Source organism: Acinetobacter sp. (assembly GCF_041911495.1).
Lineage (GTDB): Bacteria > Pseudomonadota > Gammaproteobacteria > Pseudomonadales > Moraxellaceae > Acinetobacter.
Window position 1 is genome coordinate 43,991 of the sequence record NZ_JAYROT010000046.1, and the last position, 11,641, is coordinate 55,631.

General features: G+C 39.5%; 12 protein-coding genes and 2 pseudogenes. 6 read left to right on the top strand and 8 right to left on the bottom strand.

Going from position 1 to position 11,641, the window contains the following annotated elements:
- Window positions 1–173 precede the first annotated feature (173 nt).
- Entirely contained in the window at window positions 174–740 is a 567-nt protein-coding gene (locus ACE3PQ_RS06260; protein WP_374296194.1) for a hypothetical protein, read from the bottom strand.
- Window positions 741–1,079: 339 nt separating this feature from the next.
- On the opposite strand from ACE3PQ_RS06260, the gene ACE3PQ_RS06265 reads away from it, so the two are divergent.
- From ACE3PQ_RS06265 to ACE3PQ_RS06275, 3 genes are all read left to right on the top strand, one after another.
- Window positions 1,080–1,622 carry a phasin family protein gene (locus ACE3PQ_RS06265; RefSeq protein WP_374296197.1) on the top strand — a complete coding sequence of 181 codons (543 nt, stop codon included), beginning with the start codon at window positions 1,080–1,082 and terminating at the stop codon, window positions 1,620–1,622.
- Window positions 1,623–1,789: 167 nt separating this feature from the next.
- A complete protein-coding gene (locus tag ACE3PQ_RS06270) occupies window positions 1,790–2,062 on the top strand; it encodes an HU family DNA-binding protein (protein ID WP_241571159.1) in 273 nt (90 codons plus the stop codon).
- 170 nt (window positions 2,063–2,232) lie between these two features.
- On the top strand, window positions 2,233–4,125 hold the full coding sequence (locus ACE3PQ_RS06275) for a SurA N-terminal domain-containing protein (protein WP_374296200.1): 1,893 nt from the start codon (window positions 2,233–2,235) through the stop codon (window positions 4,123–4,125).
- Window positions 4,126–4,233: 108 nt separating this feature from the next.
- On the opposite strand, the gene ACE3PQ_RS06280 is transcribed toward ACE3PQ_RS06275, so the two are convergent.
- From ACE3PQ_RS06280 to rpsU, 6 genes are all read right to left on the bottom strand, one after another.
- Window positions 4,234–5,169 carry a LysR substrate-binding domain-containing protein gene (locus tag ACE3PQ_RS06280; RefSeq protein ID WP_374296202.1) on the bottom strand — a complete coding sequence of 312 codons (936 nt, stop codon included), beginning with the start codon at window positions 5,167–5,169 and terminating at the stop codon, window positions 4,234–4,236.
- 6 nt (window positions 5,170–5,175) lie between these two features.
- Window positions 5,176–6,150, bottom strand: coding sequence for an alpha/beta fold hydrolase (locus ACE3PQ_RS06285; RefSeq protein ID WP_374296204.1), 975 nt, complete (start codon window positions 6,148–6,150; stop codon window positions 5,176–5,178).
- Between the two features lie 137 nt (window positions 6,151–6,287).
- The gene (locus tag ACE3PQ_RS06290) at window positions 6,288–7,481 is read right to left on the bottom strand and encodes an NAD(P)/FAD-dependent oxidoreductase (RefSeq protein WP_374296220.1); all 1,194 of its coding nucleotides are present in this window, start codon (window positions 7,479–7,481) and stop codon (window positions 6,288–6,290) included.
- Window positions 7,482–7,582: 101 nt separating this feature from the next.
- A complete protein-coding gene (rubA, locus tag ACE3PQ_RS06295; RefSeq protein WP_241571163.1) occupies window positions 7,583–7,747 on the bottom strand; it encodes a rubredoxin RubA in 165 nt (54 codons plus the stop codon).
- A 404-nt stretch (window positions 7,748–8,151) separates the two neighbouring features.
- A complete protein-coding gene (locus tag ACE3PQ_RS06300; protein WP_374296206.1) occupies window positions 8,152–8,598 on the bottom strand; it encodes a GatB/YqeY domain-containing protein in 447 nt (148 codons plus the stop codon).
- 76 nt (window positions 8,599–8,674) lie between these two features.
- Window positions 8,675–8,890 carry a 30S ribosomal protein S21 gene (rpsU, locus tag ACE3PQ_RS06305; protein ID WP_087620690.1) on the bottom strand — a complete coding sequence of 72 codons (216 nt, stop codon included), beginning with the start codon at window positions 8,888–8,890 and terminating at the stop codon, window positions 8,675–8,677.
- A gap of 378 nt (window positions 8,891–9,268) precedes the next feature.
- Between rpsU and tsaD the strand changes: the two genes are divergently transcribed.
- Complete coding sequence (gene tsaD / locus ACE3PQ_RS06310; RefSeq protein WP_374296209.1) at window positions 9,269–10,276, top strand: tRNA (adenosine(37)-N6)-threonylcarbamoyltransferase complex transferase subunit TsaD; 1,008 nt, start codon at window positions 9,269–9,271, stop codon at window positions 10,274–10,276.
- 165 nt (window positions 10,277–10,441) lie between these two features.
- Here tsaD and ACE3PQ_RS06315 read toward each other — a convergent pair whose 3' ends face one another.
- Entirely contained in the window at window positions 10,442–10,993 is a 552-nt protein-coding gene (locus tag ACE3PQ_RS06315) for a DUF2059 domain-containing protein (protein ID WP_374296212.1), read from the bottom strand.
- Window positions 10,994–11,170: 177 nt separating this feature from the next.
- Between ACE3PQ_RS06315 and ACE3PQ_RS06320 the strand changes: the two are divergent.
- Both ACE3PQ_RS06320 and ACE3PQ_RS06325 read left to right on the top strand, forming a co-directional pair.
- A pseudogene (locus ACE3PQ_RS06320) lies at window positions 11,171–11,251 on the top strand (IS1595 family transposase); the annotation flags it as partial.
- Window positions 11,252–11,315: 64 nt separating this feature from the next.
- A pseudogene (locus ACE3PQ_RS06325) lies at window positions 11,316–11,408 on the top strand (helix-turn-helix domain-containing protein); the annotation flags it as partial.
- Window positions 11,409–11,641 lie beyond the last annotated feature (233 nt).

Genomic DNA, 11,641 nt, shown 5'->3' on the forward strand with positions numbered 1-11,641 from the left:
GGCAACGTGCAAATACGATAAGTGAATTATAAAAAAACCCGACTAAATTAGTCAAGTTTAATATCATTGTAAATATTGATGTTGGTTATTCACTGTGCAAATAGTATAAATAAAATAGCTTTTTGCTAAAAGCTTGACGTGATTTGAGTGAAGAGCGGTTAAATCGAGAGGAATTATAGCAGATTAAATGCGCTTATGCCGATGGCGAAAATGAAGATCAATAATAAATATAAGCGATGTGTATTTTTAAGCTTACGTTCAAGCTGTTGTAGATCATAACGCTGTTCTTTTACTTGTAATTCAAGTTGACTAATTTCACTGCGTTGCAATTCAAGCTTACTTAGAAGAGGTTCTAAGCTACGTTGTGGTAAGTTATTTGACTGTTGTTTTGAGAGCCAACTTTTCCAATCCGCAAAAAGCATCGGCAAGGTTAGGCTATGCATAAATAAACGGAATTGATCATGCCATTCCTCTCCACCAAACAAACGAACTCGACGAAGATGGCGATCATTGCCAGTTAATAAGAAACGAACCAAATCAATACTTGAGGCTGATACGGTGAAGGTTTCAACTTGATTTTTTTCATTCAACTCTGGATCAAATAAAATGCCTTTATTATCAAAAGTGACATAAAAATCTGAAGCAGGTAAAAAGGTTTTAAAAGCAATAGTGACGTTATTTTGAACAAAGCTTTTCGCATGAATTCGTGAAGCACGATCATGTTTTAAGAGAAAAGTCACAATTGTTTCTAAAATAATTAGAATAATAGAGTGCAACAAATGTGGTTGGTGTGTGCTTTGTTGCGTGTTGTCATTCATCAAAATCAAAACCTTAGTTAAACCACGTTAACAATCCATTGTTAGCGCAATGAATATTTTGCTATGGCAGTTTATAACAGCAAAATATCAGCAACTTTTAACGTAGCGCTGTATCTCGATTTAAGAGCATGTCATGAAAACTGTCAACAGCTAGTTTTTAAGAAAGGCGAATTGTTAGACAGATTTTATACATTTGATACAGAACTCTGCTATGGTGAACTGTTATAAGTCAAAATGCGAATGTTGTTTTAGGAGCTAGGCATGTGTCCAAATAAAGATAAGGATATTTCAGTGGTTGACCAAGTAGACGGAGTGGATCGGCGCGATCATAGTTTGTACGATGAACATGCTATTGATGAGTTGCAAACTGAAACATCCGTAAAAACAAAAGGTAAACGTAAAAGCCCAATAGAACTTCGTAAGTATACCAAGCAAATTTGGCTTGCAGGATTAGGTGCATTCTCACGTGCTGAAGAAGAAGGTAATAAACTGTTTGATTCATTGGTGCAAGTCGGTGAAGAACTAGAATTAAAAACAAGCAATGTTGCAGATCAAACTGTTGAAAAGTTTGGTGAGGTTACAGGCAAGGCGTATGAACGTGTTGTAGATACCCGTGAAAAAGTTGAAAAAATGATTGATCAACACACACACCAGACACTCAATCGTTTTGGTTTGGTGACACCAAAAGATATTTTATTGATTGAACAATTATTAAAAAATCTTAACGAAAAGGTTGATCGTCTTATTGATAGCAATGAACAGCTGAAAGCTGAGATCCAAAGTTTAAAACAGGTCAAAAAATAATCAACAAGAATGAAAACCTACAAAATTTGTAAAAAGATCGCATTTTTTTCAAGAAAAGCGTCAAGTTTGGCTTGCCAACATCAAATCGCATTGCTATAAAGGCTTCTACGGCTAGTTTTAAAATTTGGCTTAAATATTCAAACGATCAAATTTAGAGGATGTTTTGCATGAATAAATCAGAATTAATTGATGCGATTGCTCAAAAAGGGGGGCTTACTAAAGTTGACGCTGGTAAAGCTCTTGACGCAACGATTGAATCTATCAGCGCTGCATTGAAAGCAGGCGATACAGTAACTTTAGTTGGCTTTGGTTCTTTCAGTGTGAAAGAGCGTGCTGCTCGTACGGGTCGTAACCCGAAGACTGGCGCAGAGCTTAAAATCCCTGCAAGCAAAGTACCAAGCTTTAAAGCTGGTAAAGGTCTTAAAGATTCTGTTGCTTAATTTGTTTCAAACGACATTGAAGTAACTTAAACGCGCCAGGACGGCGCGTTTTTTATTGATGAATGCGTTTTAGATACTGATATATCATTTTGATGTAAGTAAAAATAAATATACTTGTCATTTGACGATTTTTGGCTAGTATTCGATTTAAGGTTTTTTTTGGAACACTTATGGAAGCTTTTCGTACATTAATTCGGGGTTGGCTTGGCAAAGTCCTACTGGTTTTGTTTTTAACGCCTTTGGCATTGGTTGGAATCGAGGGTTATTTTTCTGGAAGCAACGAAGAAGTTGCGATTCAAGTCAATGACCAAGAGATTACTAAGACTGAATTAGACAATTGGATTAAATCTCAAAAAGATCAATATCTACAGGGTGTTGGTGGTGATGAAACCTTACTTAATACCAAAGTCATTGAAGATCAAGTGTATGATGCAGCCATTGTTCGTGCTTTACTCATCCAACAGGCTGAAAAACTCGGTTTACAATTGAGCGATGAGCAGTTGGGTACTTTGCTTCGTAAACAACAAGCATTCCAACAAGATGGTCAATTTTCACAACTGTTGTTAGATAATTATTTGGCGAGTTCACGTTCGACTATTAATCAGCTGTTGACTAACTTTCGTCAACAAACCGCTTTGAGTTTGATTACGCAAAGTGTGCTATCGACATCTTTACATAGTGCAAAAGATACTGAGAGTTTGATTAAGCTGATCAGTCAAGAACGTACCACGCATCTTGCAGAAATACCTTTGGCAAATTTTGCTCAAGATTTTGTCGCTACTGATGCAGCTGTTAAAACGTATTATGATAAAAATATTGCGTCGTACAATCGTGCAGCTAATGTTGATGTGCAGTATGTCGTTTTGAATAAGTCAGAATTTGAAACTCGTGCTGAAGTTACAGAACAAGATCTACAACAGGCGTATCAAGCTTATAGTGCTAACTTGGCTAAAGATGCAAGTCGTGAAATCAGTCATATCATGATTGCAACTGGCGATGATGGTCATAAAGATGCTGATGCGTCTAAATTGGCTCAAACTATTCAAGCAGAGCTTAAAGCAGGTGCGAAGTTTGAAGATCTCGTGAAAAAATATTCAGAAGATCCTGTGTCTAAAGAAGCAAATGGTAAGGTTGACGGATATACCGTTGGTGCATTTGGTGACGCATTTGACCAAGCAGTGCTTGGGTTAAAGCAACCAGGGCAGACTTCCGCTCCTGTAAAAACAGAGTTTGGTTACCACATTATTCGTCTTGATCAGCTTTCAGGTGTAGATGTACCACCATTAGCTTCGGTTCGTGATGAGCTCATGACTAAAGCAAAAGAGAAGAAAGTTGAGAACATGTATCAAGATGCCATTGGGCATGCCAATGAAACAGCACTTGAAACGGACTCTCTTGAAGCACTCGCAGAGCAATATAAGGTATCGGTAAAAACTGCTCGTAATGTACAAGCAAATAATACGGATATCGTTCTTTCTGATGCACAAGTGAAACAGAAACTGTTTTCTGAGCAAATCGCAGAAGGTGATCGTAACGTCTCTACAGGTATTACGACGACAGCTGGTTCTACAGTGTGGTTTAAAGTATCTGAATATCGTGCAGAACGTCCTCAAACTCTTGCTGAGGCAAAAGCGGATATTCAACCGAAGTTAAAACGTGCAGAACAAGTGAAACAAGCTGAAGCAAGCGTAAAACAACTTTTGGCGGATTTTAAAACTAAACCTGCAAAAGATGCACTTGCAACAAGCAAGGTGAACTTTACAGATTTAGGCCCTGTACCACGCTACAGCGAATTGTTGCCTGATGATCTTGAAAAAGTGGCATACAGTGTGCCTGCACCGACTAAAGAAGGTTTCTGGTCTGCAAAGTCTGCAAATGCGGGTGAATATTTGTTTATTGTCGCTGTATCTGCAATTGGTCAAAACCCTGCCTTTACTTTAACTGATGAGCAAAAAATGCAAGTTGTAAATCGTTTTGATCCACGTGGGCAAAATGAATTGAACGACTATATTGAATATTTGCGCAGTCAAGCAAAAGTTGAGCGTAAAGAGCAAAAGAACTAATGATTAGTAATTGGCGTTTAAACTAGATATCGGATTTTACGCCACTCATCATGAAAAAAGCGTTGGGAAATACCAACGCTTTTTATATCTGTGCAAAACAGCTATGGCTTATTGTGACGCAATATACTTTTGATTGTCTGATAAGACTTGCGTGGTAATCGTGGTTAAAATACCATGCAAAATATCAAACTCAGTCTGTAGAGGCGTACTTTTGCGTGTAATCAACGCCAAGGTGCGTTCAGGAGGGTTATCAATAGGATGAATAATCAGCTGATCATTGGTGACTAAGCTTGCGTTTTGAATAGCAATCTCAGGCAACATGGTAAAACCAAGATTCGCCAAAACCATTTCTAATAGCGTTGGTAAAGAGCTTGCCTTCAATCGAACGTCATTCTTTTGTTCTTTGATCGGACATGCACTCAGTACGTGATCACGCAAGCAATGTCCTTCTTCAAGCAAAATCAATTTTGATAAATCCAAATCATCAAGGTTCTTGGCTTTGATGGTGTCTTTATCATTTTTATTGCAGACCACATACAGCTTTTCTGTATTGACTTCTTTGATCTTTAAACCTTGTGTATCAAAAGGCAATGCGAGAAGCACGATATCTAATTGACCGTGTTCAAGGCGTTCAAGCACTTTTTCACTTTGCGCTTCATGTAGATGTAGGCGAATACGTGGTAATTCTTTTTGAACGGCTTGCAATAGCTGGGTCAAAATAAAAGGTGCAATAGTCGGAATGACACCGAGATGTAAATCACCTGTTAATGGCTCGCTCATCTCACGGCTTAAACGCATCAAATCTTGCGCATCAGCAAGTAAAACACGTGCACGTGCAACGACTTTTTCACCAAGTGGTGTTAGCCTGACATTTTGGCGGTCACGCTCTACCAATACACCACCAAGTAGTCGCTCTAATTCCATAATGCCACCCGAGAGCGTGGATTGGGTAACGAAAGAGCGACGTGCTGCCTCGGTAAAATGTAGGGTTTCAGACAAAGCAACTAAATACGAAAGCTGACGGAGAGAAGGTAGAGCAGCCATAATGTCCTAAGGAGTCAATGATTTAATTTGTTGAGTAAAAATATGCACTAATTTTGGAATGTAATAAAGTGGTAAATCGTGTCCCATACCATCAATGAGTTCAAATTTTGCATTCTTGATCGCTTTTGCAACAGCTTTGCCGTGTGCGGGCGGGAGCAAACGATCTCGACTGCCATGCACCACTATCGTAGGCTGTTCGATTTGTTTGTCAAGTTCTAATAACGAACCTGTACAAAGGATTGCCAAGAATTGTTGTAATACACCAGCAGGGTAAAAACTACGATTGTAAAGCTTACGTGCATGTTCTGCAGATAGAATCGGATCAACTAAACCCGGTGAGCCAATGGTGTTAAATAATCGAATAGAATGCTCAACGATACCGTTTTCATCGTGAGATTTTGGTTTACCAATTAAACTCATCAACTGCTTTGGAAATGGTGGAGGTAAGAAACGCTGATTGTTACTGGTGAAAAGCAAGCCAAGAGTTTTTACTTTTTCAGGATATTGTGCCGCCACGATTTGCGCAATCATGCCACCCATTGATGCACCAATAAGATTCACTTCTTTTAAGCGTAGCGCATCAATTAGTAAGCTGACATCTTCAGCCATGTCATACAAGGTATATGGTGCACCTTCATTCGGTAGACCTAAGCCAAAACGACCCATCAGTTTCAATGTATTTAGACGTTCGCCTTTACGTTTGGTTTTGCTCGATAGACCAATATCACGATTGTCAAAGCGAATTACTTGATAACCTGCGTCAATGAGTAAGCGACAAAATGCATCAGGCCATACCAACATCTGCGCACCTAAACCCATAATTAACATAATGGTAGGATGTGCAGGATTACCACCAATTTCAACGTGCAGTCGTTGTTTGTTTGGTAGCAAAATTTCAGTTTCTTGCATGAACTCACTATACGGCGATTGGTTCATTTGCAAAGCGGTCGCTGTCACGGCAATGTCCTCGATACATCTCATTTGCAACGCATTGTGACCCTTAGATTTGAGTCAATATAATTCGTTACATATATCTTGTGGAATGTAAAAAAGGTAAGTCTATGGTTGTAAACTTACCTTAACATTTGTATGCAACAATCTGTCTTAATGAAAATGTATTAACTAGACTGTGCAGGGATCAAATCAGGGACTAACTTTGCAAGACTTAGGCGTTGTTTGCCTGCGGTTGCACCTAGCAACACAAAGCCACGTAAAGTACCTTCTTGATCAATTGCTTTGGCAAGCATGCCATCGTCATACTCTTCAGTTTCCCAATTGACCTCGACATCAGTCGGCGCAGGCAAAACCGTCAATGGTGCTGATGGTGTTTTCACCGCAACAGGCATTGCAGGGTAGTGAACGTGGGTGCTTTCACCATTCAGCGTTTTTGCCAAAGCCCGAGCTTGTTGCATGATCGGCATGACATAAGGAAGCAATGTTCCTTGAACCTCTGCACAATCACCAACGGCATAAATATCAGGCTGATTGGTTTCCATAAGCGAATTGGCAATTATACCACGGCTTGTATGAATTTTGGACGATTTTGCTAAATTTATATTCGGCTGCAACCCAATCGCAGACAAGACTACATCGACGACGAAACGCTGTCCGTTGGATAGGGTCACTTCATAATCAATATCAGCGCCTTGTTGCTTGATTTTAACGACTTTATCAACCGTCGTGCCAAGTGCAAACTGAATACCAGCTTGTTCAAGGTTTTCTTGAAAAACGGTGGCAGTATGTTCTGGAAGTAGACGCCCAAGTGGTCGTGGTGCCAAATCAACCACTGTGACATTGTGATCGGTATTTTTCAGATCATTGGCAAACTCGCAACCAATTAATCCTGCACCGAGAATGAGTACTCGCTTTTCTGCACGTTGATCAAGATGGCTACGGAATGCTTTGTAGTCATTAAGATTATTCACTACAAAAATATCATCGGCACCATCACCAGAGATGGCTAGGCGAATTGGATTTGCACCCACAGCGAGCACTAATTTCTCATAATCTAAAGTACTGATTTGATCGCTAGTTTCAAGCTCGATTTGATGTTGTTCTGCATTAATGGCTTTAACCCAAGTTTCAGTAAGAATGGTCATATCGAGTTGAGTACGCATTTTTTCTGCATCGCCAAGCGCAATTTGATCAGGTGCCTTATTTCCAACTAAGGCATTCGATAATGTCGGTTTGGCGTAATTGCTTGCATCATCTGTGGTGATCATGATCAGCGACTGTTCTTTATTGAGTTTGCGAAATTCACGTGCAAGGGTATATCCAGCCATACCTGAGCCGACAATGATGATAGGGCGCATTGTTGCCATATGTTGTTATCTCCGTGTATTTTTTAAAATCGCTTCAAATATCTTCTATAAACAAAAAAGACCATGCAATGCATGGTCTAGTCGGGTAAGACTTATACTTCGATCATTTCAAAATCTGCTTTTGAAACGCCACAGTCAGGGCAAGTCCAATCGTCAGGAATATCTTCCCACTTTGTACCAGCTGCAATACCGTCTTCTGGCCAGCCTTGTGATTCGTCATAAATCCAACCACAAACGATACATTGATACTTTTTCATTTAAATCTCCGTGCACTGACTCGGTGGAACATTCTGCCTATCATATTGAGCAAATCTCACGACTTCACTCAAGCTTCCTTGAGCAACTATCTTAAATTGTGCTGAATAGAAAATAAAGTCAGAATATGTGTAATCGAAACTGGGTGCGGTTAAATCATGCAAATTTGGGCTACTTTAAACGATGTATTGTGCTTTTAACTTATCATTTTAAGACAAAGGTGAATGATTTTGGGTCTGTTAATTGGTTTGTTTGTTTAAAATTTAACTGATTTAATGAGTTAGACGATATAAATAATACAATGATAAATCGAAGTGTAAAGGCGCAGGTAAGTGTTCCAATGATTTGAATCAAAAGAATGATTATTAATAGTAATTTTAAAAAAACTGGGGGAGTTTAGAAAAGATTAGGCGAGTTTCGCTTTAATCTTGCTAGATACTTGGGCTGGATCGGCACGTCCGGCTATGATCGGACGTAGAGAATTCATCACCTTACCCATATCTTTCATGCTAGTAGCACCTTGCGCTTCAATCGTTTGCGCAATGAGAGAATCAAGCTCGTCCTCTGACATAGCTTCAGGTAGAAATTGAGAAATGACCTCAAGTTCGGCTTGTTCTTTACTAGCTAAATCTTCTCGACCAGCACCTTGAAAGGCCTTGATCGATTCTTTACGTTGTTTGACTTGTTTTTCAACAACGTTCAACACTTGAGCATCATCGAGTTCGATGCGCTCGTCGATTTCAATTTGTTTGATCGCTGCTTGTACACCACGAATCACTGTCACGGCCGCCATGTCTTTCGCTTTCATAGCAGTTTTGAGTGTGTCAGTAATTTGCGTTTTTAAAGTGGTCATAGCATCAATCAATTATCGATTTAAAATCTGAATACTCAATTATTGAGTATAGTCACTACAAGTTTATAAAAGCGAGTTAGTACAAACGAGTTGTGCGGATTGATTCACGAGCAACTTTTTTTGCATAACGCTTCACAGCAGCAGCTTTTTTGCGCTTACGTTCCTGAGTTGGTTTCTCGTAAAATTCACGCTTACGTACGTCAGCTAAAACACCTGCTTTTTCGCAAGAGCGTTTGAAGCGACGGATAGCAACGTCAACTGGTTCACCTTCTTTCAATTTAACTTGTGGCATATAGAATCCTCTATTAAGACTATGGATAATGTGTATGTACCCTATGTACATACGGTGAATGAGTGCGACATTTTACGCCTTTACTTACATCAGTACAAGTCTATAATGTGCTCCGATGGCTTTTTAACTAAGTTTTTCAGTGAATAAGCGAAAAATTTGGATAAATTGAGAAAAAGTTTTAATGCTGTCATCTTGATTGATGTCGGATGAATGTTAAAACAGTTTTTCATGGATAAGCTGTAGAAATTTATTATGTTGTTATTACTCAGTTCTGTTAAAAAGTACTTCGTTCGGTAAGTATTGAGCTGTGGCAGATTGGTCAAGTAAGTTTGGTTTAGTAAAAATTGCTTTAGTAAAAATAGTTAGGTCGTGGTGAAAATGATTGTACTTGGTTTGGAAACGTCTTGTGATGAAACTGGTCTGGCGATCTATGACAGTGAGCAAGGGCTTCGTGGGCAGGTATTGTATAGTCAAATTCAACTCCACGCAGAATATGGTGGTGTGGTTCCTGAACTTGCTTCTCGTGATCATGTCCGCAAACTCATTCCACTATTAGATCAATTGCTGAGTCAATGTGATTTATCCAAACAAGAGTTAGATGCAATCGCCTATACACGTGGTCCGGGTCTGATGGGGGCATTAATGACGGGTGCGTTGTTTGGGCGAAGTCTTGCATTTGCTTTAAATAAGCCTGCGATTGGCGTGCATCATATGGAAGGGCATTTACTTGCGCCATTATTGTCGGCACAGCCACCGCAATTTCCATTTGTTGCGCTTTTAGTGTCAGGCGGTCATACGCAATTGATGGCTGCACATGCGCTTGGTGAGTATGAATTACTCGGTGAGTCGATTGACGATGCGGCAGGTGAGGCATTTGATAAAGTCGCAAAAATGCTCAATTTACCGTATCCCGGTGGTCCACAAATTGCCAAACTTGCATTACAGGGTAATCCTGACGCTTTCGCATTTCCTCGACCATTGATGCAACAGGCTTTAAATTTTTCATTTAGTGGTTTAAAAACAGCCGTATCGAGCCAAATCAAAGCAATCGAAGGACAAGGGCGTGAAGCAGATATTGCAGCGTCATTTCAAGAAGCTGTAGTCGATACTTTGGTTAAAAAATCTATCAAAGCACTCAAACATACAGGCTTAAAACAATTGGTGATTGCAGGCGGTGTTAGTGCCAATCTGCGCTTACGTGAAAAACTGGAAAAATCTCTGAGTGGAATGGGTGCAAAAGTCTATTACGCTGAGCCTGCGCTATGTACAGATAATGGTGCAATGATTGCTTTTGCAGGCTATCAACGCTTAAAAGCGGGGCAACAAGATGATTTAGCCGTCACGACCACACCGAGATGGCCGATGACTGAGCTAACAGCCTTATAAAATCCTGTACTAGATCAAATTTAACCTGCCAGGCACACTAAAAATGGGTAACTATCAGATCAGGTTTGAGCTAGTATAAATCATGTACGAAGCATGAGTCGCTCTGATGTTTAGTTGACCATGCTTCGAAAGCAATGTTTAGTTTTGTACTATTATTTCGGGTAATTATTTTCCACTTTCCACATGTTCATGCTGATGCGTATCCGCTTCAACAGCACGTAACTCTGATACAAATCCTTTCATCACTTCGGTAAGCTCAGGCATCACTTTCATCATCGCATCTTGCCCAACTGCCATACTTTGTTGCATGACCAAAGGCATTTTCTCGATTGTGGTTTTACCCAGTGGTGTTTTATAAAAAGCAATCAAACCGTTGATGTCTTCTTGTGTGAAATTATCTTGATAAATCTTGACCATCGCTGGCTCAAGGTCTGACCATTTCATGCCTTTTGCCATGATGTCAGCGACTTTTTTAGAATATTTATGCACGACTTCAACTTGAACATCGGACAATGCTTGACCTTGTTGTTGCTGCACCTGTTGAATGGATTGTGAAATGATTTTTTGCATCTGTGCATTCATATGATCCATCATCTGCTCAGATTCAGTGACTTGCAATAACTCTTTGACTGAGGCTTCTGTCGCCGTGGCAGCCATTCCTGTGTGGGGTTGGAATAGCGCCATGCTCATGGCAGTGGCGGTCAATAATTTTTTCATGTATGTACTCTAATGTTAGTAAATGTAAAATTCCATTAAGTATTATTGTAGCTTATGCATTTGGCTTTAGGTACTTATAAATATTTCGAGTTGTTATCCAAAGGGTCTTAGGAAGCGAACATAAAACCATTTTATGGTAACTCCGTAATATGAATAAAAAAAATAGGTACTACAGCACATTGTGAAATGACATCACCTTTACAAGGTGCTGTTGAATTCGATAAGTTGTATTTCGGTGCTCATCGTATAAGTGGGAAACCATGATAATTTGTATCTTGAACTACTCAAATTATTACGGAATAATCCGCTTTAGCTTCCTAAGATCCAATGTGAAATTGATCGCAGCTATTTAGGGCGTATCGAACGTGGCGAAGTCAATCTAACCGTAGAAAAACTATATCAAATCGCTAAATAGCCACCAAAATTCTAGACACACATAACCATCTTTTGATGGGCCTTTTCATAATCTAATGGCGAACGCTGACCATTGGAACCATGTCTGCGTTTTGAATTATAGAACATCTCAATAGAGACTGTAAATAAAACTGTGTAAACGCTTAAACTATCCCTCAACGTTGTTGGGGGTAACACAGGTGTTTACCATGAAAGATGAAGCAATGTTGGCATTAGCTAAAGAATTTGCCAAAA

Coding starts and splice junctions, on each gene's coding strand:
- ACE3PQ_RS06265 (WP_374296197.1), top strand. CDS start 1,080: ATGTGTCCAAATAAAGATAAGGATATTTCAGTGGTTGACCAAGTAGAC.
- ACE3PQ_RS06270 (WP_241571159.1), top strand. CDS start 1,790: ATGAATAAATCAGAATTAATTGATGCGATTGCTCAAAAAGGGGGGCTT.
- ACE3PQ_RS06275 (WP_374296200.1), top strand. CDS start 2,233: ATGGAAGCTTTTCGTACATTAATTCGGGGTTGGCTTGGCAAAGTCCTA.
- ACE3PQ_RS06280 (WP_374296202.1), bottom strand. CDS start 5,169: ATGGCTGCTCTACCTTCTCTCCGTCAGCTTTCGTATTTAGTTGCTTTG.
- ACE3PQ_RS06285 (WP_374296204.1), bottom strand. CDS start 6,150: ATGAGATGTATCGAGGACATTGCCGTGACAGCGACCGCTTTGCAAATG.
- ACE3PQ_RS06290 (WP_374296220.1), bottom strand. CDS start 7,481: ATGCGCCCTATCATCATTGTCGGCTCAGGTATGGCTGGATATACCCTT.
- rubA (WP_241571163.1), bottom strand. CDS start 7,747: ATGAAAAAGTATCAATGTATCGTTTGTGGTTGGATTTATGACGAATCA.
- ACE3PQ_RS06300 (WP_374296206.1), bottom strand. CDS start 8,598: ATGACCACTTTAAAAACGCAAATTACTGACACACTCAAAACTGCTATG.
- rpsU (WP_087620690.1), bottom strand. CDS start 8,890: ATGCCACAAGTTAAATTGAAAGAAGGTGAACCAGTTGACGTTGCTATC.
- tsaD (WP_374296209.1), top strand. CDS start 9,269: ATGATTGTACTTGGTTTGGAAACGTCTTGTGATGAAACTGGTCTGGCG.
- ACE3PQ_RS06315 (WP_374296212.1), bottom strand. CDS start 10,993: ATGAAAAAATTATTGACCGCCACTGCCATGAGCATGGCGCTATTCCAA.